Consider the following 21,693-nt stretch of genomic DNA (forward strand, 5'->3'; position numbering starts at 1 on the left):
ACCTCTGCGGAATGATCCATCGGGCCACCGCAGCGGGGTACGGTGGAACCAAACCATGCTGGGGGCAGGGGAACCGTCACTGATCCCGGTACCCGTTTTGTCAGTAGTCGACCCGCGAAGGACCAACTATGAGCACGCCTCCAGCCACCCCGAACGAACCCGAGAACGGCAAGCCTGGCCCCGACGCTCCCCAGTACGGGCAGAACGCGCCGCAGTCACCTGCCGCCCCCCAGTACGGCCAGCAGCCCCCGGCCACGCCGCAGTACGGCCAAAACACGCCGCCGGCCGCTCCCCAGTACGGGCAGAACGCGCCGCAGTACGGGCAGCAGCCTCCCGCTGCCCCCCAGTACGGGCAGAACGCGCCGCAGTACGGGCAGCAGCCTCCCGCTGCTCCCCAGTACGGCCAGCAGCCCTACGGCCAGGCGCCGCAGCAGTACGGCCAGTCCCCCTATGCCCAGTACCCGTCCGAACAGCCGCAGGGTCCCGGAGCCGGCGGGGTTCCGAAGATGGTCAACAATGCCTTCTGGATGATCATTGCGGCGGGCGCCCTCTGGCTCATCTCCCTTCTGGTCGCCATTCCCGCGCTGGATGATCCCGCCATGCGGAGCACGTTCGAGGAGCAGATGCGGGCAGGCGGTGCAGACATCGATTTTGAATCGATCAAGGGCGTTGTCATCGGAACCATGGTTGTGATGGGCCTCATCGGCGCCGGGCTCTACGCACTGGTTGCCTTCAACGTGCGCAAGGGCAAGAACTGGGCGCGCATCCTGGGCACCGTTTTTGCTGCCCTCTCGATCTTCAGCCTGCTTCCGCTCAGCATCGGCACCATCGCCGTCCTGCTCGGGATCGCGGCCATCGTGATGCTCTACCTCCCGGCATCGGCCCCGTACTTCCAGAAGCAGCAGCCGTTCGGCGGTCCGTACGCCCAGCCGGGCAACCCCTACGGCCGCTAACTCACACCGAAGCACCACACCACAGCACCACTATTCCACACCCGGAGGGCGTGGACTTTGGACGGCACCCGCGGCATCAGTCGCGAGCCTCCGGAGTCCGCGCCCTCTGTGTTTGGCCGGCAACCTCTTGAGCGGAAATTGAGCCGCAAACTATGCCCAGAACGCCCTTCCGCACGGTACCGTGTTACCAAAATCACGCTGGGGGCAGGTGAGGTGGCTGATCCCGGTGCCGATTACTGAGTAACCGACTCGCAAAGGATCACTAATGAGCACTCCGCCCGTCCCGCCGTCGTATCCCAGCGATCCAAGCGGCGGTTCCTACGGCCAGCAGGCACCGCAGTACGGGCAGGATCCGTCCGCCTTTGCGCAGGCACCGCAGTACGGGCAGGATCCGTCCGCCTTTGCGCAGGCACCGCAGTATGCGCAGGCGCCCCCGTACAGCCAGCCCGCGCCGCAATACGGCCAGCCGCCGCAGCAGTTCGGGCAGGCGCAGTACGGGCAGGCTCAATATGCGCAGCCGCAGCAGTCCGGGAAGCCCCAGTACTTCGCCTACCCCTCGGAATTGCCGCAGCAGGGAAACTCGGGCACCGCCGCTCCCCCGCTGGTCAACCTCTCGTTCTGGCTGCTGATCGTCGCGTGCGCGCTCTGGGTGGGCTCCGTGTTCCTGTCAATAGGTTCCATCGACGACCCCGCGATGCGGAGCCAGTTCGATGCCAGGCTGGCCACCAGCGGAGCCGACGTGGATTTCGAGGCCGTGAAGGGCGTCATTGTGGGAATGGTGGTGCTGATTGCCGCCGTCGGCGTGCTGCTGTACGCGCTGGTGGCGTTCAACATCCGAAAGGGCCGCAACTGGGCCCGTGTCCTGGGCACCATCTTCGCGGCGTTCTCCCTACTGGGCGTTCTGCAGATGGGACTCGGAACGCCGTCCATCCTGGCCGGCGTCGCGGCGATCGTACTCCTGTACCTCCCCGGGTCAGCGCCGTATTTCCGGAAGTACCAGCCGTACGCCGGCCCCTACGGGCAGCCGGGCTACCCCTACGGCCGTTAGCGGCGGCACTCTTAGGGCGGGATTACCCGACGGCGGGAGACCCGACGGCGGGATTACTCGCCGTCGTCGGGGTTCTGGATCCGCTGGGCGTGGTAGGCCAGGATCTGCAGCTCGGTGGCCATGTCTACCTTGCGCAGGTTCACGCCCGGCGGCACCTGGAGCATCACGGGCGCAAAACTGAGGATGCTTCGCACGCCGGCCGCGATGACGCGGTCGCACACGCCCTGGGCCACGGCGGCCGGCAGGGCGAGCACCACCATGTTGGCACCGGTCCGCTGGAGGACAGGCTCCAGGTCCGCAACGTCGCTGACGCGCAGCCAGCCCACCTCGTTGCCCACCACCATCTGGTCGGCGTCAAAAATCGCCACCACGTCGAAGCCCCGCGATTCGAAACCGCCGTACCGTGCCAGGGCCTTGCCGAGGTTACCGGCGCCCACGATTGCCACTTTCCAGTCCCGGGTGAGCCCGAGTGCGGCCGAGATGTTGCGGCTGAGGTACTGCACTTCGTAGCCGACGCCCCGGGTGCCGTAGGACCCGACGTGCGAGAGGTCTTTGCGGAGGGTGGACGAGCTGACGCCGGAGGCTTCAGCGAGGGACTCGGACGAGACGCGTTCGACGCCTTCGGCCAGCATTGTGGTGAGGGCGCGCAAATAGATGGTCAGCCGGGCCACGGCTGCGGGCGGAATCTGCTTGGCCGCAGTTCCGCTATCCCCATGGACAGCCTCGGGGGATGAATCCAGCGAAGTCACTATCTGCTCCATTGCGTCGCGTTGTGAGTCCACTCTAGAGCCCCCTCCGCACTGCCAACAAAGCAGAAGTCGCTGCGCCTATTTGGCCACAGCCTGGCGTAGGATCCGCTCCAGCCGGGTTTCGTCGATCTTCCAGAAGTCCCGCTGGATGCCGTCCACCAGGACAACGGGGATCTCTTCGGCGTAACGCTCGCGCAGCTCCGGCTGGTTGTCCACCAGTTGTTCCGTCCACTCGAGTCCCAGTGCCGCTGTGACCCGTCCGACGGCGTCGCGCGCCGCCTCGCAGAGGTGGCAGTCAGCTTTGGTGATCAGGACGACGTCGGGTTTTGCCATGCCTTAACCGTAGCCCGGCCGCCACCCGGCTGCGACGGCAAGCCCGCGACAGCGTGGACTCGACGGCGTGGACTCGACCATTGACTAGACTCAAGTCATGCCCGAGGAGAAGTACGTCGCCGTAATCCGGCAGCCGGCCGGTGCGCTGCAGCACGGCGAGGCCGCCTTCTTCGACGTCGACAACACCCTCATGAAGGGCGCCAGCCTCTTTCACGTGGCCAGAAAAATGCATCAGCGCGGCGCGTTCACCCTGCCGCAGGCGGCAGGCATGGCCTGGAAGCAGTTCAAGTTCATTCTCCGCGGCGAGAACATGGATGACGTCCATGCGGTCCGGGACTCGGCCCTGACGCTGGCGGCCGGCATCACCGTGGAGGACATCAAAGCCCTTGGCGAAGAAGTCTTCGACGAAATGATCGAGTCCAGGATCTGGCCGGGCACCAAGGCACTGGCCCAGCAGCACCTCCGGGTGGGACGCATGGTGTGGCTGGTGACGGCGACACCCATCGAGGTGGCGACCGTGATATCCACCCGGCTGGGCCTGACCGGGGCCCTGGGCACCGTCGGCGAAGTCAAGGACGGGGCGTACACCGGCCGGCTGGTGGGCGACATCCTGCACGGCCAGGCCAAGGCTGTGGCTGTCCAGGGCATCGCAGACGCCGAGGATCTGGACCTCAAGCGCTGCTGGGCCTACAGCGACTCACACAATGACATTCCGCTGCTGAGCATGGTGGGCCATCCCGTGGCGATCAATCCCGACGCCCGGCTCCGCCGCCACGCCCGGGACAACAACTGGCCGGTGTACGACTTCCGCTCCGGACGCCGCGCGGCCACGCTTGGGCTGAAGGCCGCCACTGTCGGCGGCGCCGCCTACGGCCTGTGGCGGGGCTTCACCCGCTTCCGCGGCCCCACGGTTTAGGACTCCGCCGCGGCGGCCGGCCCGGACGCGCCCGGCGCAGCACTGCGGCCGGGGCCTGTCAGGGCCCAAAGAAAAATGCCCGCTGCCAAAGGCAACGGGCATCTCACGCTGTAGGAAGTATCTCTACTTCTTGTTACGGCGCTGGTGGCGGGTCTTACGAAGCAACTTGCGGTGCTTCTTCTTGGCCATACGCTTGCGACGCTTCTTAATAACTGAACCCACGAAAGTTCCTTACAAACTAGATGGAGTACCTGTCTGATGGAAGAGGTCCGTGGACTAGGCAACAGACTAAACAACAAACAGATTCTTACAATAACGAAAAACGTTCCCTAACAGGGTACCGCTTATCCGGCGCTCCCACTGACCCCGCCTGACCGCACACCTTGGTTGCGGCCGCTGCGGAGGTTAGGCGGTGTCCGTCTGGCCTTCCACAACAGCACCTTTGACGTACTGTTCGACGGCGGACTCGGGCACCCGGAAGGAGCGGCCGAACCGGACGGCCGGCATCTCTCCGGAATGGACAAGGCGGTACACGGTCATTTTGGAAACGCGCATGAGCTCGGCCACTTCGGCCACAGTCAGGAACTGAGCGTTCGAGAAGTTAGACTCTGCGGACATTTCCCTTATTCCTTTGTTAACAGCTGATAAAGGCAACCCCATTGAAACCCCATTGCGGTGTGCCGATGCTGAGCCATCAACCTACCCTGTGCTAGTTACTCTAGTGGCTGATGGTGCCATTGTGAAAGTCATTTTGAGTAACCACTTTCGCTGAACCACTAGGGACTTTCAGCCCTGGCAGGCGCCCCGGCGCTTGCGGGCTGACGATGCCAGCTGGCCCAGTACCGACGCCGTGACGTCCCATTCCATACAGGCATCCGTCACGCTCTGGCCGTAGACCAGTTCGTCCGTACCGGCGGCGTGCTCGGCCACGTCGAGGTTCTGTGCCCCGCCCACCAGGAAGCTCTCCAGCATGACGCCGGCAATCGCCGCGGCTGCCGCTCCGCCGTCTTCCAGTTGCGCGCCGATTTCAAGGGCCACCTCGGCCTGGCGGTGATGGCTCTTGCCGCTATTGGCGTGGCTGGCGTCCACAATGAGCCTGGGGTTGAGCTGCTTGGCCGCCAGCTTGGCGGAGGCGGCTTCGACGTCGGCCGCGGAGTAGTTGGGTCCCTTGCGGCCGCCGCGGAGGATCACGTGCGTGTCCGGGTTGCCGGCCGTGGCCACCAGCGCGGCCCGGCCGTCGCCGTCGATCCCGAGGAACGCCTGGGAGGCCGCTGCCGCACTGCAGGCATCCACTGCCACCTGGAGGTCGCCGTCGGTCCCGTTCTTGAACCCGATGGGCATAGACAGCCCGGACGCCAGCTGACGGTGGATCTGGCTTTCCGTGGTGCGTGCACCGATGGCGCCCCACGACACGAGGTCGGCCATGTATTGCGGGCTGATGGGTTCCAGGAATTCCGTGGCCGTGGGAAGGCCAAGCGACGTGACCTGCTGTAGGAACCGGCGGGCTGCCCGCAGGCCGGTGGCCATGTCGTGGCTGCCGTCCAGGTGGGGATCGTTGATGAGGCCCTTCCAGCCCACCGTGGTGCGGGGCTTCTCGAAGTACGTCCGCATCACGATCAGCAGGTCTTCCTTGTGCTTCTCGGCCTGGCTCACCAGCCTGCGGGCGTATTCCAGGCCGGCCTTGGGGTCGTGGATGGAGCAGGGGCCCACGATCACCAGCAGGCGGTCGTCCACGCCGTCCATGATGGCCCGGACTTCGTCCCTGCCGCGTTCGACGACGTCTGCGACCCGGGCGTCAAGCGGCAGTTCCGCGATCATGTCCTGGGGTGACGGCAGGGCCTGGAATTCGCTGACGCGCAGGTTTGAGGTGGACTTGGAAGGCTGTGTTTCGGTGGCTGCTGCGGTGCTCATGGGTGCGGGGTCCTGTTCCGGAAGGTGCGGAGCGGGCCCAAATCAGAACCCGCCGGAGAAATGGCGAAGGGCAGAGAATGATCTCTGCCCTGTTGGCTCTGAAGGAAAGTTGGATGCGTGTCAGTTAGACGCGGGCCCCTCCAGAGCCAACGAAAAATACGCATACCAACGGTTAGTCATAGCCAAGACCATAACCGCGGAAACCATCCGCCGCAAACCCGGAGGCGTCACAAAACTCCACCGACGCCCTCCCCCGGCTCACCGCCCTCCCCAACTGACTCGCAGTTAACGCTCCGAAATCGCGTTTTCGGAGCGTTAACTGCGAGTCAGTTGGGAGGCGTAGGCATTACCCGAGCAGCTTGCGCAGGTACTCGAGCTGGCGGTTCCACTGGTGTTCCTGGCCGCCCTCATGGTTGTTGAACCGGTACACCTCGATGTCCTTGGCCGGCGCCCCGCTCCCAGCGCCCGCGCCGTAGGCGCTGAAGCTGGCAAAAACGGTCGACGGCGGGCAGATGTCGTCCGCCTGCGCGGCCGAGAACAGCGCCGGCGCCGTGGCCGCCCGGCCCAGGTTGACGCCGTCGAAGTAGTTCAGCACGGCGAGGATCGACTCATAACGGTCGCGGTGGCGGGCGAGGAATGCCGCGATTTCCGGATAGGGTCCGCGCGGGGTGATGTCGATGGCGCGGGGGAAGTCCTGCAGGAACGGCACGTCCGGCAGCGCGGCGATCACGCCGTCGAGCCTTCCGGCCGCAAGCCCGGCCACGGCAACGGTGATGCCGCCGCCCTGGCTGACGCCGGCAACCACTACCCTGGAGGCGTCGACGGCGGGATGCGCCTGCGCCGCCTCCACCGCGCGGAAGGCATCCACATAGACCCGGCGGTAGTAGTAGTCCTCGCGGCTTCCGGCGCCGCGGGTCATCAGTCCTGCGTGCGCCACGTCGCCGGCGGAGGGGTGCGGGTCGGCGGTGTGGCCCAGGAGTCCGCCGTAGCCCTGCCCGCGGGTGTCCATGATGAAGTGCGCGTAGCCGGCCTGCGCCCACTTGGTGTCCTGGTTGGACAGCCCGCGGCCGCCCGAATAGCCCGCGTACTGCACGACGACGGGGAGGGGCTCGTCCGCCGGGCGGTTCGCTGGCAGGTGCAGCCAGCCCTTCACCGGGGAACCGCCGAAGCCCGCAAACGTGACATCGAAGGTATCAATCACCGTCAGGTAGTTGTCCACCGGTTCGAAGACGGCGTCCAGCGGGTACTCCCGAGCCTCGCTGATAGTGCGGTCCCAGAAGGCATCAAGGTCCGCCGGAGCGGTGACGCCGGACGTGTAGTTTCGGAGCTGCTCAAGCGGTAGGTCGAAGAGGGGCATGGGTATTCCGGTTCTGTGAAGCGGGCCGATAGGTAGGATGTTGTATCTTCTCAGGCGCGCAAGGCAGGTTCAACCGTCACGACGCCACGTTGAGGACCGTGTACCAGCGCGACTGCAGATGACGTTGTTGGACGCGCTACCCCACCACTCAGACCAGCGCCGTCTGGTAGCTTTCCAACGCCTGCGAGCCGCGCACGAGTGCCCGCAGCTCGGCGAGGCCGCCGGAGACAATGCCGGCGGCCCGGGCCTGGACCAGCACGTTGCCGAGCGCTGTGGCCTCGACCGGTCCGGCGATGACGCGTTTTCCGGTGGCGTCGGCGGTGAGCTGGCACAGGAGCCGGTTCTGCGATCCGCCGCCCACGATGTGCACCACGTCCACGGGTACGTCCGCGAGGCGTTCGGCGTCGGCGATGGTCCGGGCGTAGCCTGCGGCGAGACTGTCCAGGATGCACCTTGTGATGGCGGCCGGGTCGTCGGTGAGGACGGCTCCGGTGTTCCGGACGGCTGCCCGGATCCGTTCGGGCATGTTGTCCGGGGCGATGAAGTACGGATCGTCGGCGTTGATCTGGGGCCCGCCGAACGGCAGCGCGGCGGCGGCCGTGAGCAGTTCGTCCAGTGTTGCCGTGTAACCCTGCTGAGCCCAAGTGCGCTGGCATTCGCTGAGCAGCCAGAGCCCGCCGACGTTGCGGAGGTACCGGATGGTGCCGTTCACGCCGCGTTCGTTGGTGAAGTTCGCCTGCCGGCTCGCCTCCGTGAGCACCGGTTTCGGGAGCTCGACCCCGACGAGCGACCAGGTTCCCGACGAGATGTAGGCGAAGTTCCCATGTTCGGCCGGGACGGCGGCGACGGCGGACGCGGTGTCGTGCGATCCGACGGCCACCACTTTCGTGGCCTCGGCCAGCCCGGTGCGGGCGGCGATGCCGGGCAGCAGGGTTCCGACCGTTTCGCCGGGCTGGATCAGCGGCGGGAACAGCTTCTTGGGCAAGCCCAGGGCTGCCAGGAACTCGGTGGCCCACTCCCCCGCGACGGCGTCAAACAGGCCCGTGGTGGAGGCATTCGTTGATTCCGTACGCCGCTGCCCGGTGAGCAGGAACGCGATCAGGTCCGGGATGAGCAGGGCCTGCAGCCCGTCCAGGTCCTTCTCGGTGGCCAGCTGGTAGATGGTGTTGAACTGCAGGAACTGCAGGCCGGTGGTGGCGTAGAGACGGGCCGGGTCCAGTTTTTGGTGGACCCGGGCGACGGCGGCACGGGACCGGTCATCCCGGTAGCTGAAGGGCTGGGCGATGAGGTCCCCGGCCGCATTCACCAGGCCGTAGTCCACCGCCCAGGTGTCGATCCCGATGCTGCTGATCGTTTCACCGCGCTCCCCGGCGACACTGGCCGCGGCAGCGAGCCCGGTCAGCACCTCGGCGAACAGGGCGTCGAAATTCCAGCGCAGGCCGCCGTCGGACTCCACCACACCGTTCGGGAAACGGTGCACCGTTTCCAACGTCGCTTTGCCTTCAGAACCGGCGCGGCCGGAAACACGGCCGAGGATGACCCGGCCGGAGGAGGCACCGATATCGACGGCGGCGAAGACACTGCCGGCGAACAAACCGCCGTCGATATCGCTTGATGGCACGTTACTCATCGCAGGAAAGCGGCGGCCACACCGGCGTCCACGGGAATGTGGAGGCCGGTGGTGTGGGACAGTTCGGCACTCGTCAGGACCGCGGCGGCGTTGGCCACGTGCTCAGGCAGCACTTCGCGCTTGAGCAGGGTCCGCTGGGCGTAGTACTTGCCCAGTTCCTGCTCATCCACGCCGTAGACCGCGGCGCGCTTTGCGCCCCAGCCGCCGGCGAAGATCCCGGAGCCGCGGACCACGCCGTCGGGGTTGATGCCGTTGACGCGGATGCCGTATTCGCCGAGTTCGGCCGCGAGGAGCCGGACCTGGTGGGCCTGGTCGGCCTTGGTGGCGGAGTAGGCGATGTTGTTCGGGCCGGCGAACACGGAGTTCTTCGAGGAGATGTAGATGATGTCCCCGCCCATGTCTTGGTCGATCATGACCTTCGCGCCGGCCTTGGCCACCAGGAACGAACCCTTGGCCATGACGTTGTGCTGCAGGTCCCAGTCCTTCTCGGTGGTTTCCAGCAGCGGCTTGGAGATGGACAGCCCGGCGTTGTTGACCACCAGGTCCAGCCCGCCGAACGCCAGCACCGCTTCCTGGATCGCCGCGGCGATCTGGGCTTCGTCGGTGACGTCGGCCTGCACGCCGATGGCCACGTCCGGCCCGCCGAGCTCTTCGGCGACGGCCTGGGCGTTCTCCAGGTTCAGGTCCGCGATAACCACGCAGGCGCCTTCCGCGGCGAGGCGGGTGGCGATCGCCTTGCCGATGCCCGACGCCGCACCGGTCACCAGCGCAATGCGGGTGGCGTGCGACTTCGGCTTGGGCAGGCGGGCGAGCTTGGCTTCCTCGAGAGACCAGTACTCGATCCGGAACTTCTCGGATTCCTCGATCGGGGCGTAGGTGGAGACCGCCTCGGCGCCGCGCATCACGTTGATCGCGTTGAGGTAGAACTCCCCGGCAACCCGGGCGGTCTGCTTGTTGGCGCCGAAGGAGAACATCCCCACACCCGGGACCAGCACGATGGCCGGGTCGGCGCCACGCAGGGCGGGGGAATCTGCGTCGGCATGGCGGTCGTAGTAGGCCTGGTAGTCCTCGCGGTAGTCGGCGTGCAGCTCATGCAGCCGGGCGATGGAGTCCTCCACCGAGGCGTCGACGGGCAGGTCCAGGATCAGCGGCTTGACCTTGGTGCGCAGGAAGTGGTCCGGGCAGGAGGTGCCCAGGGCTCCCAGCCTTGGGTGCTCCGCAGACTCCAGGAACTCAAGCACGACGGCGTCATCACTGAAGTGCCCCAGCTGCGGTTTGTCCGTGGACGCCAGCCCGCGGATCACCGGTGCCAGCGCGGCGGCCTTGGCCCGGCGTTCTGCTTCGGGGAGTGCGGCGTAGCCGGGAAGCTTCGCGCCGAACGGCTGCGGACGGCCGTTTTCGGCGATGTAGTTTTCGGCCTGGTCGATGATCCAGAGCGAGTTGGCTTCCGCTTCCTCGCTGGTGGCGCCCCAGGCGGTGATGCCGTGGCCGCCCAGGATGGTGCCGACGGCCTGCGGGTTGGCTTCCTTGATCGCGGCGATGTCCAGGCCAAGCTGGAAACCGGGGCGGCGCCACGGCACCCACACCACCTTGTCACCGAAGATCTTGGTGGTCAGTGCCTCCCCGTCCACCGCGGTGGCAATGGCGATGCCCGAGTCCGGGTGCAGGTGGTCCACGTGCGCCGCGTCCACCAGGCCGTGCATCGCGGTGTCGATCGACGGCGCAGCGCCGCCCTTGCCGTGCAGGCAGTAATCAAAAGCGGCCACCATTTCGTCTTCGCGGTCCACCCCGGGGTAGACATTCTTCAGTGCGTTCAGCCGGTCCAGGCGGAGCACTGCCAGGTTTTCGGCTTTCAGGGTGCCGAGGTCCCCGCCGGAGCCCTTGACCCAGAGCAGCTGGACGTCCTCGCCCGTGACCGGGTCCTTCTCGGTGCCCTTCGCCGAGGTGTTGCCGCCGGCGAAGTTGGTGTTCCGCTTGTCCGCGCCCAAGTGGTTGGAACGGGCAATCAGGTCTTCAACAGTCTTGTTAGTCATGCTCTTATGCGCCCCATCCGGCCTGGTGACCGCCCACGCGGTCTTCGTTGATCTGTTTCTGGTAGCCGCTGGCCTTGAAGGCCGCCAGCGGGTCCGCGGGCAGGCCGCGGGACTCGCGCCAGTCGGCCAGGATGGGCCGGACGTCTGTGTAGAAGGCATCGTTGAACACCGCATTCGCGGCCAGGACATCGCCGGCGCGCTGGGCTTCGCCCAGGGCGGCGGTGTCGATCAGCAGCGCCCGCGCGGTCATTTCCTGGACGTTGAGGACGGAGCGGATCTGGCCCGGGATCTTCTCTTCCAGGTTGTGGCACTGATCCAGCATCAGGGCCACACCGGAGTCCTTCCCGAACCCGCCGCCGCGGATCACCTCGTGCATGATGCGGAACAGCTGGAACGGGTCCGCCGCACCGACGATCAGGTCATCATCGGCGTAGAAGCGGGAGTTGAAGTCGAAGGAACCGAGCTTGCCCAGGCGCAGCAGCTGCATGACGATGAACTCAATGTTGGTGCCCGGCGCGTGGTGGCCGGTGTCCAGGCAGACGAACGCCTTCTCGCCCAAAGCGAGGGTCTGGGCGTAGGACGTGCCCCAGTCCGGAACGTCGGTGTGGTAAAAAGCCGGCTCGAAGAACTTGTACTCCAGCACCAGGCGCTGGTTATCGCCCAGGGCGGCGTAGATCTCCTGCAGGGATGCGGCGAGGCGGTCCTGCCGGCCGCGCATGTCGTCCTGGCCCGGGTAGTTGGTGCCGTCCGCCAGCCAGATCTTCAAATCGCTCGAGCCTGTGGCGTGCATGATCTCCAGGCACTCGAGGTGGTGATCGATGGCCCGGCGGCGCACTGAATCGTTCGAGGAGGTCAGGGAACCGAACTTGTACTCGTCGTCCTGGAACGTGTTCGAGTTAATGGTGCCCAGCCCCACGCCCAGGCCCGCCGCGTACTCGCGCAGGGCGGCGTAGTCATCCACCTTGTCCCACGGAATGTGCAGGGCAACGGTGGGAGCCAGGCCCGTCAGTTCGTGCACCTTCGCGGCGTCGGCGATCTTCTCCTGCACGGTCCGCGGGGTGCCCGGCGTGCCGAACACCTTGAAGCGGGTGCCCGAGTTGCCATAGGCCCAGGAGGGTACTTCGATGGCAAGCTCTTCCAGCCTGCCCAGCGCCGTTGCTACGTCATTCATGTTGGTTATTCCGGTCTCTTGTGTTGCTGCGGTATGGGGGGGTGGTGGTGCTGCGGCCCCGCTGCTGGAGCCTGGGTGACTCAGCGTGCTGTGGCCTCCGCCGCCGCAAGCTGATCGTCAAGATTGAAGACTTCTTCGAGGACCAGGAACCCTTCGTCGGGGGCTTGATCCGTGGTGTCCGGATTGTCAAAAAGAGAGGCCATCTCCGCCTGCCAGCGGGCGTTGACTTCCGTGAGCGCCATCCGCGCCCTCACGGCGTCGAAGTCGTCGCATTCCACGTAGCCCACCAGCAGCCCGTCCGTGCCCAGGAACAGCGAGTAGTTGTGCCAGCCCGCATCCTTGAGCGCGCTCAGCATCTCCGGCCAGACGGCCGCGTGCCTGCGCCTGTACTCATCGATCAGTCCCGGTTGGACGGAGGAGCGGAAACACACCCTCATCTGCGACTCTCCTGAATTTCGGATTCTTTGAATCGTTTCATTGTTACGATTCAAAGTACTCTTGAAGTCGAGTAGGTGTCAAGCAATTGTCAGTGGATGAAAACCGTTTATCCGGGAATGCCGTTTCGCTCGCAAGGGAACCCGCACCGGGCAAGGACAATTGGCGCGAGGGGTGTGATCCGGGCGTTTGCACACGCGGCCCCGCACGAGAGAGCTTGGAGAAACATGTCACGGTCAGCCAGCATCAAGGATGTTGCGAACCATGCCCGCGTAGCGGTGGGCACGGTTTCCAATGTCCTGAACTACCCGGACCGGGTGTCACAGCGGACCAAGGACCGGGTTCTGCAGGCCATCGACGAGCTCGGGTTCGTCCGCAACGACGCTGCCCGCCAGCTCCGGGCCGGGCACAGCCGCACCATCGGCCTGATCGTGCTCGACGTCGGCAACCCGTTCTTCACTTCCGTGGTCCGCGCCGCCGAGGATGCCGCCGCCCTGCAGGGAAGCGCCGTCCTGCTCGGAGACAGCGGGCATGATGCGAGCCGCGAGTCGAACTACATCGACCTCTTCCAGGAACAGCGGGTCCAGGGCCTGCTCATCTCGCCGGTGGGCGATGTCACCGACCGCCTCGACCAGTTGCGCGAACGCGGCGTGCCCACCGTCCTGGTGGACCGGCTGGCCGACGAGTCCAGGTACAGTTCCGTTTCCGTTGACGACGACGCCGGCGGCTACCTTGCGGCGCGGCACCTGCTGGACATCGGCCGCCGTCGGCTGGCTTTCGTGGGAGGCCCGACGTCGATACGCCAGGTGGCGGACCGCCTCCAGGGGGCGCAACGCGCCGTCGCCGAGGTTCCGGACGCTTCCTTGGAAGTGTTGGATTCCGCCGGGCAAACGGTCCTGGCGGGCCGCGGCGTGGGCGACCAACTGGTCCGCCGCAGCGCCGGCGAACTTCCGGAAGGAGTGTTCTGCGCCAATGACCTGCTCGCCCTCGGCGTGATGCAGTCACTCACCATGCTCCACACGCTGCGGATTCCGGAAGACATCGCCCTGATCGGCTACGACGACATCGACTTCGCCGTGTCCGCCGTGGTGCCGCTCTCGTCCATCCGCCAGCCCACGGACGCACTCGGCCGGACCGCCATCGAGCTGCTGGCCGAGGAAGTGGACGCCATGGGATCCGCCTCGGACCGACCCCACCACCGTGCCGTGATCTTCACTCCTGAACTGGTGGTGCGGCAAAGCACGGCGGGTGCCGCCACCCCGGACTAGGCGCGCCGGGAGGACGCTCAGACCCTTGTCTCCGATACCCCTTGGGGGTATCTTGAACTATGCCGTTGCGCTCCTTTTTCCGCCGCACCCGTTCAGCGCCGGGCCGGACGCTGCCCCACGGAAATCGACGACGGGGGGCACTCCGGATCGCCGTCGCGGCGGTGTTGACGATCATGGGTTTGCTGGTGGCCTCCACAGCGGCGAATCTCGTCCTGGAAGGGACTGAACGCTCGAATGCCGTGGCGTACGGGGAGAAAGTCCGGATCGACCAGGGCACCATCAATGTCTCCCGTTCCGGGGAAACCGGTCCGACGATCGTGCTGCTCAGCGGGCTGGGCACGCCCGCCCCGGTGCTGGACTTCGCTCCGCTGGTGCGGGAACTGACAGGTTTCCGGGTGGTGGCGGTGGAGGGTTTCGGCTACGGCTACAGCGACATGACCGCCCGGCCCCGGACCATCGAGAACATGGGCGAGGAACTTCATACCGTGCTGTCCACTCTCGCCGTCGACCGCCCGTACATCCTTGCCGGGCATTCGATAGCAGGCTTGACCACCCTGTACTACGCCAACAAGTACCCTGCGGAAGTGTCTGCCGTTATCGGCATCGACCCCTCGGTGCCCGCCGGCATGGCCTCCGAACAAGATCCCGCCCACACCGATGCGCCGGCCGCAGGCAACTTCTGGGAACGGCTTCCTTCGACCACCGGCCTGGTCCGCTGGGCCGCGGCGTTGGGCCTGGCAGACCCGGCAGGCGACAACTACACGCCGGAAGAACGCGAGCAGATGCGCATGCTGGCCAGCTGGAACTACGGCAACGGGGCGCTGACCGACGAAACGAACCGGGTGGCCGAGAACGCGGCGAAGCTCCGAATGCTCAGCTACCCAGGCCACGTTCCCGTCCTTGAGTTCCTGTCCCGGGAAACGATCGACCAGCAGCCGGAATGGCTGGGCTCCCACGAACGCCAGCTGCAGAATGTGGCGCGCCACGAGCTGGTCATCCTCGACGGGAACCACTACCTGCACTGGACGCAGTCCAAGGCCATGGCGACGAAAATAGCCGAATTCCTGAAACCGGCCGGCACCGTTCCCTGACCATCCGCGGTCCAATCGTGCGCCGGATCATCAGTTCGGGTGGGGCTACCAGTACCCGTATCAAGAGGCCCTCCCGCCGAGGATCCACTTCCTGTTGTATGGGCATAAACAACGAAAGGGAACACCCATGGCTACCTGGCTCATCACAGGATGCTCCACCGGACTCGGCCGCGCCCTCGCCCAGTCCGTGCTCGCCCGCGGCCACAACGCGGTCGTCACCGCGCGCAACGCCTCCACGCTGCAGGACATCGCGGCTGCTTACCCCGACACAGCCCTGGCCCTCCCCCTTGACGTCACCGACACAGCGCAGATCAGCTCAGTGGTGCAGCAGGCGCGGACGCGGTTCGGCGGCGTCGACGTGCTGGTCAATAATGCCGGCTACGGCTACCGCGCCGCCGTTGAGGAAGCGGACGACGCCGACATCCGGCAATTGTTCGACACCAACGTTTTCGGCGCCGTCGACATGATCAAGGCAGTCCTCCCGGACATGCGGGCCAAAAGGGCCGGGCACATCCTGAACATCTCCTCCATCGGAGCGCGGATCAAGCCGGCCGGCTCCGGATACTATTCGGCCACCAAGGCGGCCCTGGAGGGCCTGTCCGGTTCGCTCCACAAGGAACTGCAGCCGCTCGGCATCAACGTCACCGTCATCGAGCCCGGCGCGTTCCGGACTGACTTCGCCGGCCGCTCCCTCACCCAGTCCGCGACGGCCATCGCGGACTATGCGGAGACGGCCGGGAAGCGACGCAAGGAGAACGACACGGTCCACGGCACCCAGCCCGGCGACCCGGCGAAGGCCGCCGAGGCCATCATGGCGATCGCCAAAAGCGCGACCCCGCCGTCCCTCCTGGTTCTCGGCCAGGACGCGTTCAACGCCTTTGGCGCCGTCGCCCAGGCAGAGCGCGCGGAACTGGACGAATGGCGGGATCTCAGCATCAACACGAGCATCGAAGGCTAGAGCTTCTCCACCGTGAGGTTCCGGTAGGCGGCACGTAGCGGCGCCATCTGCCGGAACCCGAGATAGCCCCCGCCCAGCACCTTGTCCGAGGAATCGGTCCATTCGAAGAGGGGCAGCCCGTTGATGGAGAACGCCACGCGCGGGCCGTCCTTCACCAGTTCCATGCGGTAGAAATCCCTGGCGTCCTCCGCCGGCGGCAGCGGGTCCGCGCCCTGGGCCACCAATTCGAAGCCGGCACTTTTCCGCAGGTTGCAGGTCCGGAAGGCCCGCTCGGACTCGTACTTGTGCCGGAAGTAGGACACATGGAGGGCATCGATGTCACCGGAGTGGTATTGCGGGTAGAAGCCCGTGCGCCGGGCGAGTCCAGCCGAAAACAGGTCCTGCCCGCCGTGGCCTGTTGCCGAAAAGAACAGCATGGCCAGCCCCGGCTCGGCCAGGGGCAGGAACTCCCAGCTGATCCGGATGCCGTCCGGGAACCCCACCGGGCACCAGAAGGTCCAGTGCGCGTGGTCCCCGAACTCTTGATCGTCCAGTGCGCCGGAAAGCTCCAGGGCACTCCCCGTGCTGCCCTGCCGGAGCGGCCCCTCGGCCACCCAGCCGGACACGTCCGCCGGACCGGCAAGCGGGTTGCCGTAAAGCAGTTCCGTACTGACCAGTTCCGTCCTGACCGGGTCCGTCGTGAACCGCGGCGCGCCCACTCAGCCCCGTCCCGCCGTCGTGAATCCCGCCGTCGTGAGTCCCGCCGTCGTGCTCGTTTGCGAGCCCGGCAGGGCATCCGGTCCGAAGCCGAGCACCCCGAGCTGGCCGGCCACTTCGCCGGCGACCAGGGAGGCACCGTACTCGGAGAAGTGCGTGTTGTCGGCCAGTCCGTCAGCCCAGTGGGCGTGCCCGCCGGGACCGAAATGGCAGAACAGCGACTTCGATTCCTCGACGCCCAGCCCCGGGTAGAGCGCGCGGGTCCAGGCGTTGAGGTCGACGACGGCGAGGTGCAGTTCGAGCGCGATCTCACGGACCACTTCGGGGTAGTCCTCCAGGCTGTCTTCCAGGGTGCCGTCCGCCAGGAAGTGCCGGCGCTCCACTGAAGTGCAGAGCACCGGCACCGCCCCGAGCGCCTGCACCTCCGCCACCATCCGGCGCAGGTTTGCCGCGTACCCCGTCCTCGCGGCCAGATGGGGGTGTTTCTGGTCGTTGTGGCCGAACTGGATGAGCACCAGGCTGCCCGCCTCCGCTGTGTCCAGGAGCTGGCCCCAGAGCCCCTCTTCAACGAAGGACTCCGTGCTGGCACCGCCTTTCGCGAAGTTGTGCACCGCGGCCCAGGGGTGGACGTGCCTGGGCAGCCGCGCGCCCCAGCCGCTCATGGGGTACTCGTGGGTGGGACAGTTGGCCACAGTGGAATCACCGGCGAGCAGGATTTTCATGCTGTTCTTTCTGTTGGGGTGTCCTGGAGATGCTGGCTCAGCCCTTGACGGAGCCGATGAGCATGCCTTTGGCGAAGTGTTTCTGCAGGAAGGGATAGAAGATCAGGATGGGCAGGGTGGCCACCACGATCACTGCGAATTTGATGCCCTGTTCGGGCGGGATGTAGTTCGGGTCCACATTGCCGGCGCCCAGGAGGTCGGACGAGGCGGTGACCTGGCGCAGGTACATCTGCAGGGTCCATTTGGAGTTGTCGGACAGGTACAGCAGGGGCGACATGAAGTCGTTCCAGATGCCCACGGCGTAGAAGAGCGCGAACGTGGCCAGCACGGGTTTGGACAGCGGCAGCAGGATCCGCCAGAGGATTCCGATTTCCGTGGCGCCGTCCATCTTGGCGGACTCTTCCAGCTCGGCGGGGAGTTCCTGGAAAAAGTTCTTGATGATGATCAGGCTGAACGGGTTGATGGCTGCCGGCAGGATCAGCGCCCAGTAGCTGTTGAGCAGGCCGAGGTCCTTGATCAGCAGGAAGGTGGGGATCATGCCGCCGGAGAACACCATGGCGAAGACCACCAGGGACAGGATCAGCTGGCGGCCGCGGAGGTTCCGCTTGGCCAGCGGGTAGGCCATGGTGACCGTGAGGATGAGCTGGACCACGGTGCCCACTGCCGTGACCAGCACGGTGGTGACAAGCGCCCGGATGAACGCGGGCGTGGAAAAGATGTACTCATAGGCTCCCAGGCTGAACTGCTCCGGCCAGACGAAGAAGGCCCGGCGGGTGATTTCCGCTTCGGTGGCAAAGGAGCCGGCGAACACGTAGACGAACGGCAGCAGTGTCAGGACGCCGATCAGCGCCAGGAAAACGTAGTTGGCGGCATCGAAGATCCGGCCGCCGGTGGTGTTGTGAATCTTCATTAGAACAGTCCGCTCTGGTTGAACCGCTTGGCCAGGGCGTTGGTGCCGAAGATCAGCACGATGCCCACCAGGGACTTGAACAGGCCCACCGCGGTGGAATAGGAGTACGCGCCCTGGGTGATGCCCACGAAGTACACGTAGGTGTCGAAGACGTCGGCCACGTCGCGGTTGAGGGCGTTGGTCATGAGGTAAATCTGCTCGAAGCCGGTGTTGAGCATCTGCCCGATCGCCAGGATGAGCATCACGATGATGGTGGAGCGGATCCCGGGCAGGGTGATGTGCCAGACCCTGCGGAACCTGCCGGCGCCGTCGATGATCGCGGCCTCATACTGGTCCTGGTCCACGGTTGCCAGCGCTGCCAGGAAGATGATGGTCCCCCAGCCGGTGTTCTTCCAGATCTCCTGGAGCACAATGAGCGGCCGGAACCAGGCGGGGTCGGACAGGAAGTCGATGTCCGTGCCAAGCACTGAGTTGATGAACAGGAACAGCGGCCCGAAGTCCAGGGCGAACAGCAGGAAGCTCAGCGACGCCACGATGGTCCAGGACAGGAAGTGCGGGATGTAGACGAGCGTCTGGACCGTGCGTTTGAGGATAGACAGACGGACCTCGTTCAGCAGCAGCGCCAGGACGATGGTCAGCGGAAACGCGATCCCGAGGTTCAGGAACGCGAGGATCAGGGTGTTGCCCAGCAGCCGGCCGAAGTCGGGGTTGGAGAAGAAATCCTGGAAGTGCTGGAAGCCCACCCAGGGGCTTGCGTTGACGCCCAGGAACGGGACGTAGTCCTTGAACGCGATGGACACCCCGTACATCGGGGCGTACCGGAACACCGCAAAGTAGATGACCCCCGGCAGCAGGAGCAGGTACAGCCACTTGTAATGCGCGAAGTGGACGGCGAAGCGGCGTCGCCGCCCCGGGGCAGGCGCTGGTGGCGGCGCCTGCTCCGGGGCTTTGACGTCAACGGTGGACGTTGTCACTTGCTGTCCTGCCAGAGCTTGTTGATCTCTTCCTGGACCTTGTCGCCGCCGCTGGTCTTCCACAGCTTGATGGCATCTTTCAGGCCCTGTTCGTCAGTCTGGCCGGCCAGGTACTTGATCCGGGCGTCAGCCACGATGTTGTCCAGCTGCGCGCCCTTGGCAACGTAGGTGGGCGAAACGAACGCCGCTGCCGGGTTGTAGACGGCGCTCTTCAGGTCCTCCGCCATGACCTCGACCCGCTTGTCGAAGACTTCCTGCTCGTAGGCCGAGGCCTGCTTGACGGGGTAGAAGTTGTTGCCCGTGACGTTGGTGCCCAGCTGCGCGTAGCTCTTGATGTCCGTGGCCACGGTCTTGCCTTCGGGGGTTTCGGGTTTGATGGTGGCTGCCTTGCCGTCCTCGACAGTGAAGTTGACGCCTTCGATGCCGTTGTTGAGGAGCGCGGCCACTTCCTTGGAGTTCATCTTGTCGAGGAACTGCAGAACGTTCTTCAGTTCAGCCTCGGTGCGGACGCTGGTCTTGGGCACGGCCAGGAAGCCGGAGTAGCCGTCGGTGGGATGCGTGTGCAGTTCGCCGTCCGGGCCTTGGAGCCCTCCGACGAAGCCCACCTTGTTCTGGAAGTCGTTCGGGTTGGCCTGCTTGAACAGGTTGATCAGGACGCTGACGCGGGAGTCGACGTCGACGATGATGCCGCCCTTGCCGTTGAAGAACGGTTCGTTCCACTTGGTGCCGTCAAAGGTGGCAAAGTCCGGGTTGATGAGCTTCTCGTCCACCATCTTCTTGACGAAGCGGTTGGCTTCCAGGAACTCCTCGGTCTCGAAGCTCGGGATCAGTTTTCCGTCCCTTTCGGTCCACCGGTTGCCCGCGCCGTACCAGGTTTCAATCATGTCGTACGGACTGTTGGTGCCCAATGCCCCGAACTTGGGAACGGTGATGCCCCACGTGTCGTTCTGGCCGTTGCCGTCCGGGTCCTGTTCGGTGAACGCTTTGGCCACCTTGTACAGGTCCTCCGTGGTTTCGGGAGCCTTCAAACCGAGCTTGTCCAGCCAGTCCTGGCGGAACATGACGGCCGACCGGATGGGGTTGCGGGCACGAAAGACGCCGTAGACCTTGCCGTTGACGCTGGCGTTCTTCTCGACCTCCGGAAAGGTGGTCTTCAGGTTGGGGTACTCGTCCAGCTTGTCCGTGAGGTCCCAGAAGGCCCCGGCCTCGGCGTTCTTGACGAAGCCCGGGGACTTGCCCTGCACCACCATGACCTGCGGAATCTCGGAGGAGGCGAGCGTGATGTTCATCTTGTCCTCGTAGGACGCGTTCGGCGTCCAGGTGATGCTCACGTCCTTGCCGGTGAGCTCCTCCAGCTTCTGCTGCACGGCGCCGTCGGCGGACGGCGGCTGCGCCTCCAGGAACGGCGCCATGATGGTGATCTTCGAGGAATCCGCAGCCGGCGCTTCACCCCCGCTGCAAGCCGTGAGGGTCAAGGCGGTGGCGGTCACGACGGCGGCCGCCAGGCTGAGTTTTCTACGGGTCATGATGTTTTCCTTTTCCACTTCTTCGGGGTCGGTTGGGTCAGTTTTGGGGCTGACTCTGAAGTCAGATGGGTGTTCGGGAAGTCCGGGGCGACTTTTGATACGTTTCATTTGGTTTCCCGAAAAAATTAGTAACACTGAAGGCGGAGGACTCCACGCGGCAGATCCGGCAGCTCATGCGGGCGTCGGATGGCTCAGCCAAGGGGAGCTCCAGCCATTGCAGCCGGGAACCTGGCGGCCGCGGCAGCCTCGTCAACATTGCCGGCGACGGATTCGTCGTTCGCAGTGAAAAACCGGTCGCACAGCCAGCCGGTCACGTAGAGCCACGCTCCGACACTGAAGAACGGAATGAGACCCGGCACGGCCTGGCTGGCGAATAGCGCGACGGCAGTCACGAACAGCAGGATTGCCGTGCCTGCCAGGTGCCGGAGGGCAAACCGCGATGACATCAGGAGGTACTGCGGAAGCGGCAGCTCGTAGCGGGCAAACATGGGAAAGAGGTGGCAGGCGACGGCCGCCAGGAAGATCGCGGCCAGGAAAGCACCCGCCGCCATCAACTGCGACAGGAGGTCACCGGAGCGGGAGAAGTAATTCCAGTTCAGCGCCAGCGCCGCACCGGCCAACAGGACCGGCAGCATCAGGCCATTGGCACGGCCGAAGTTGCGTCCAAACTCCCCGGCAAATGAGCGGAGCAGCGGAGCAGCCTCGCCCCTGACCCTGCGGCGCACCAGGATCTGCGCCGCTGCCGTGGCAGGCCCTATCCCGAGGACGCCCAGCCCGGCGAGCGAGAACACCATCCACAGCAGATTCAAGCAGGCAATCCACAGCAGGGTATCGAAAAATGAGTACGCCTTGGCATTAAAACTTCCAGCCAGCACAGCCAGCCCCCTTCGGATCTCCATCGTTGCAGAAACGGGGGCCGCAGTGGTCCACGTCACGTCAGTAAGCGGTTTCTCGAAAATCTAGACGCTTTTGAAGCGGCGGTCAAGGTGCAATTTGAATCGTTACATATTCA

At 65.4% G+C, this 21,693-nt stretch carries 22 protein-coding genes; 6 read left to right on the top strand and 16 right to left on the bottom strand.

The features are described from left to right. The first annotated feature begins 128 nt into the window (after positions 1–128). Positions 129–953 carry a hypothetical protein gene (locus ACSQ1X_RS16835; RefSeq protein ID WP_436058494.1) on the top strand — a complete coding sequence of 275 codons (825 nt, stop codon included), beginning with the start codon at positions 129–131 and terminating at the stop codon, positions 951–953. A gap of 265 nt (positions 954–1,218) precedes the next feature. Next, entirely contained in the window at positions 1,219–2,001 is a 783-nt protein-coding gene (locus tag ACSQ1X_RS16840; protein ID WP_436058495.1) for a hypothetical protein, read from the top strand. 53 nt (positions 2,002–2,054) lie between these two features. Here ACSQ1X_RS16840 and ACSQ1X_RS16845 read toward each other — a convergent pair whose 3' ends face one another. Beyond that, positions 2,055–2,750: a redox-sensing transcriptional repressor Rex gene (locus ACSQ1X_RS16845; RefSeq protein WP_055804776.1), complete on the bottom strand. Its 696-nt coding sequence runs from the start codon at positions 2,748–2,750 to the stop codon at positions 2,055–2,057. Positions 2,751–2,828: 78 nt separating this feature from the next. Next, the gene (locus ACSQ1X_RS16850) at positions 2,829–3,083 is read right to left on the bottom strand and encodes a glutaredoxin family protein (RefSeq protein ID WP_043483637.1); all 255 of its coding nucleotides are present in this window, start codon (positions 3,081–3,083) and stop codon (positions 2,829–2,831) included. 97 nt (positions 3,084–3,180) lie between these two features. On the opposite strand from ACSQ1X_RS16850, the gene ACSQ1X_RS16855 reads away from it, so the two are divergent. Next, a complete protein-coding gene (locus tag ACSQ1X_RS16855; RefSeq protein WP_055804779.1) occupies positions 3,181–3,999 on the top strand; it encodes an HAD family hydrolase in 819 nt (272 codons plus the stop codon). Positions 4,000–4,122: 123 nt separating this feature from the next. Here ACSQ1X_RS16855 and ACSQ1X_RS16860 read toward each other — a convergent pair whose 3' ends face one another. The 8 genes from ACSQ1X_RS16860 to ACSQ1X_RS16895 all read right to left on the bottom strand — a co-directional run bounded on the left by ACSQ1X_RS16860 (position 4,123) and on the right by ACSQ1X_RS16895 (position 12,538). Then, on the bottom strand, positions 4,123–4,221 hold the full coding sequence (locus tag ACSQ1X_RS16860) for a 30S ribosomal protein bS22 (protein ID WP_003792170.1): 99 nt from the start codon (positions 4,219–4,221) through the stop codon (positions 4,123–4,125). A 183-nt stretch (positions 4,222–4,404) separates the two neighbouring features. Next, the gene (locus ACSQ1X_RS16865) at positions 4,405–4,617 is read right to left on the bottom strand and encodes a helix-turn-helix domain-containing protein (RefSeq protein ID WP_055804781.1); all 213 of its coding nucleotides are present in this window, start codon (positions 4,615–4,617) and stop codon (positions 4,405–4,407) included. Positions 4,618–4,785: 168 nt separating this feature from the next. Further along, on the bottom strand, positions 4,786–5,910 hold the full coding sequence (locus tag ACSQ1X_RS16870; RefSeq protein ID WP_436058496.1) for a 3-deoxy-7-phosphoheptulonate synthase: 1,125 nt from the start codon (positions 5,908–5,910) through the stop codon (positions 4,786–4,788). A 346-nt stretch (positions 5,911–6,256) separates the two neighbouring features. Then, entirely contained in the window at positions 6,257–7,267 is a 1,011-nt protein-coding gene (locus ACSQ1X_RS16875) for an acetylxylan esterase (RefSeq protein WP_436058497.1), read from the bottom strand. 148 nt (positions 7,268–7,415) lie between these two features. Further along, a complete protein-coding gene (locus tag ACSQ1X_RS16880) occupies positions 7,416–8,888 on the bottom strand; it encodes a rhamnulokinase (RefSeq protein ID WP_436058498.1) in 1,473 nt (490 codons plus the stop codon). Between the two features lie 5 nt (positions 8,889–8,893). Then, positions 8,894–10,930 carry a bifunctional aldolase/short-chain dehydrogenase gene (locus tag ACSQ1X_RS16885; RefSeq protein WP_436058499.1) on the bottom strand — a complete coding sequence of 679 codons (2,037 nt, stop codon included), beginning with the start codon at positions 10,928–10,930 and terminating at the stop codon, positions 8,894–8,896. A 4-nt stretch (positions 10,931–10,934) separates the two neighbouring features. Continuing rightward, entirely contained in the window at positions 10,935–12,101 is a 1,167-nt protein-coding gene (gene rhaI, locus ACSQ1X_RS16890; RefSeq protein ID WP_436058500.1) for an L-rhamnose isomerase, read from the bottom strand. Between the two features lie 80 nt (positions 12,102–12,181). After that, positions 12,182–12,538, bottom strand: coding sequence for an L-rhamnose mutarotase (locus tag ACSQ1X_RS16895; protein WP_436058501.1), 357 nt, complete (start codon positions 12,536–12,538; stop codon positions 12,182–12,184). A gap of 225 nt (positions 12,539–12,763) precedes the next feature. Between ACSQ1X_RS16895 and ACSQ1X_RS16900 the strand changes: the two genes are divergently transcribed. The 3 genes from ACSQ1X_RS16900 to ACSQ1X_RS16910 all read left to right on the top strand — a co-directional run bounded on the left by ACSQ1X_RS16900 (position 12,764) and on the right by ACSQ1X_RS16910 (position 15,853). Next, complete coding sequence (locus ACSQ1X_RS16900) at positions 12,764–13,804, top strand: LacI family DNA-binding transcriptional regulator (RefSeq protein ID WP_436058502.1); 1,041 nt, start codon at positions 12,764–12,766, stop codon at positions 13,802–13,804. A gap of 185 nt (positions 13,805–13,989) precedes the next feature. Beyond that, entirely contained in the window at positions 13,990–14,895 is a 906-nt protein-coding gene (locus ACSQ1X_RS16905) for an alpha/beta fold hydrolase (RefSeq protein ID WP_436058503.1), read from the top strand. 127 nt (positions 14,896–15,022) lie between these two features. Further along, positions 15,023–15,853: an oxidoreductase gene (locus ACSQ1X_RS16910; protein ID WP_436058504.1), complete on the top strand. Its 831-nt coding sequence runs from the start codon at positions 15,023–15,025 to the stop codon at positions 15,851–15,853. Here ACSQ1X_RS16910 and ACSQ1X_RS16915 read toward each other — a convergent pair. The 6 genes from ACSQ1X_RS16915 to ACSQ1X_RS16940 all read right to left on the bottom strand — a co-directional run bounded on the left by ACSQ1X_RS16915 (position 15,850) and on the right by ACSQ1X_RS16940 (position 21,556). Beyond that, positions 15,850–16,551: a DUF1961 family protein gene (locus ACSQ1X_RS16915; protein ID WP_436058505.1), complete on the bottom strand. Its 702-nt coding sequence runs from the start codon at positions 16,549–16,551 to the stop codon at positions 15,850–15,852. The two genes, ACSQ1X_RS16910 and ACSQ1X_RS16915, sit on opposite strands and share 4 nt — an antisense overlap. After that, on the bottom strand, positions 16,552–17,271 hold the full coding sequence (locus ACSQ1X_RS16920) for a rhamnogalacturonan acetylesterase (RefSeq protein WP_436058506.1): 720 nt from the start codon (positions 17,269–17,271) through the stop codon (positions 16,552–16,554). Positions 17,272–17,308: 37 nt separating this feature from the next. Then, complete coding sequence (locus ACSQ1X_RS16925; RefSeq protein ID WP_436058507.1) at positions 17,309–18,181, bottom strand: carbohydrate ABC transporter permease; 873 nt, start codon at positions 18,179–18,181, stop codon at positions 17,309–17,311. Then, positions 18,181–19,155: an ABC transporter permease gene (locus tag ACSQ1X_RS16930; RefSeq protein WP_055804813.1), complete on the bottom strand. Its 975-nt coding sequence runs from the start codon at positions 19,153–19,155 to the stop codon at positions 18,181–18,183. The genes ACSQ1X_RS16925 and ACSQ1X_RS16930 overlap by 1 nt, the downstream gene beginning before the upstream one ends. After that, positions 19,152–20,681 carry an extracellular solute-binding protein gene (locus ACSQ1X_RS16935; protein WP_436058508.1) on the bottom strand — a complete coding sequence of 510 codons (1,530 nt, stop codon included), beginning with the start codon at positions 20,679–20,681 and terminating at the stop codon, positions 19,152–19,154. The genes ACSQ1X_RS16930 and ACSQ1X_RS16935 overlap by 4 nt, the downstream gene beginning before the upstream one ends. A 191-nt stretch (positions 20,682–20,872) precedes the next feature. Further along, positions 20,873–21,556, bottom strand: a complete 684-nt coding sequence (locus ACSQ1X_RS16940) for a YesL family protein (RefSeq protein ID WP_436058509.1) — start codon at positions 21,554–21,556, stop codon at positions 20,873–20,875. Positions 21,557–21,693: the final 137 nt, after the last annotated feature.

This window comes from Arthrobacter sp. LjRoot78 (genome assembly GCF_964254335.1).
In the GTDB taxonomy this organism is placed as follows: domain Bacteria; phylum Actinomycetota; class Actinomycetes; order Actinomycetales; family Micrococcaceae; genus Arthrobacter.

Bases quoted from the DNA above. Each gene is read 5' to 3' on its own strand.
- ACSQ1X_RS16895 (WP_436058501.1), bottom strand. From the start codon at position 12,538: ATGAGGGTGTGTTTCCGCTCCTCCGTCCAACCGGGACTGATCGATGAG.
- ACSQ1X_RS16850 (WP_043483637.1), bottom strand. From the start codon at position 3,083: ATGGCAAAACCCGACGTCGTCCTGATCACCAAAGCTGACTGCCACCTC.
- ACSQ1X_RS16920 (WP_436058506.1), bottom strand. From the start codon at position 17,271: ATGAAAATCCTGCTCGCCGGTGATTCCACTGTGGCCAACTGTCCCACC.
- ACSQ1X_RS16855 (WP_055804779.1), top strand. From the start codon at position 3,181: ATGCCCGAGGAGAAGTACGTCGCCGTAATCCGGCAGCCGGCCGGTGCG.
- rhaI (WP_436058500.1), bottom strand. From the start codon at position 12,101: ATGAATGACGTAGCAACGGCGCTGGGCAGGCTGGAAGAGCTTGCCATC.
- ACSQ1X_RS16925 (WP_436058507.1), bottom strand. From the start codon at position 18,181: ATGAAGATTCACAACACCACCGGCGGCCGGATCTTCGATGCCGCCAAC.
- ACSQ1X_RS16885 (WP_436058499.1), bottom strand. From the start codon at position 10,930: ATGACTAACAAGACTGTTGAAGACCTGATTGCCCGTTCCAACCACTTG.
- ACSQ1X_RS16910 (WP_436058504.1), top strand. From the start codon at position 15,023: ATGGCTACCTGGCTCATCACAGGATGCTCCACCGGACTCGGCCGCGCC.
- ACSQ1X_RS16935 (WP_436058508.1), bottom strand. From the start codon at position 20,681: ATGACCCGTAGAAAACTCAGCCTGGCGGCCGCCGTCGTGACCGCCACC.
- ACSQ1X_RS16865 (WP_055804781.1), bottom strand. From the start codon at position 4,617: ATGTCCGCAGAGTCTAACTTCTCGAACGCTCAGTTCCTGACTGTGGCC.
- ACSQ1X_RS16840 (WP_436058495.1), top strand. From the start codon at position 1,219: ATGAGCACTCCGCCCGTCCCGCCGTCGTATCCCAGCGATCCAAGCGGC.
- ACSQ1X_RS16835 (WP_436058494.1), top strand. From the start codon at position 129: ATGAGCACGCCTCCAGCCACCCCGAACGAACCCGAGAACGGCAAGCCT.
- ACSQ1X_RS16900 (WP_436058502.1), top strand. From the start codon at position 12,764: ATGTCACGGTCAGCCAGCATCAAGGATGTTGCGAACCATGCCCGCGTA.
- ACSQ1X_RS16870 (WP_436058496.1), bottom strand. From the start codon at position 5,910: ATGAGCACCGCAGCAGCCACCGAAACACAGCCTTCCAAGTCCACCTCA.
- ACSQ1X_RS16875 (WP_436058497.1), bottom strand. From the start codon at position 7,267: ATGCCCCTCTTCGACCTACCGCTTGAGCAGCTCCGAAACTACACGTCC.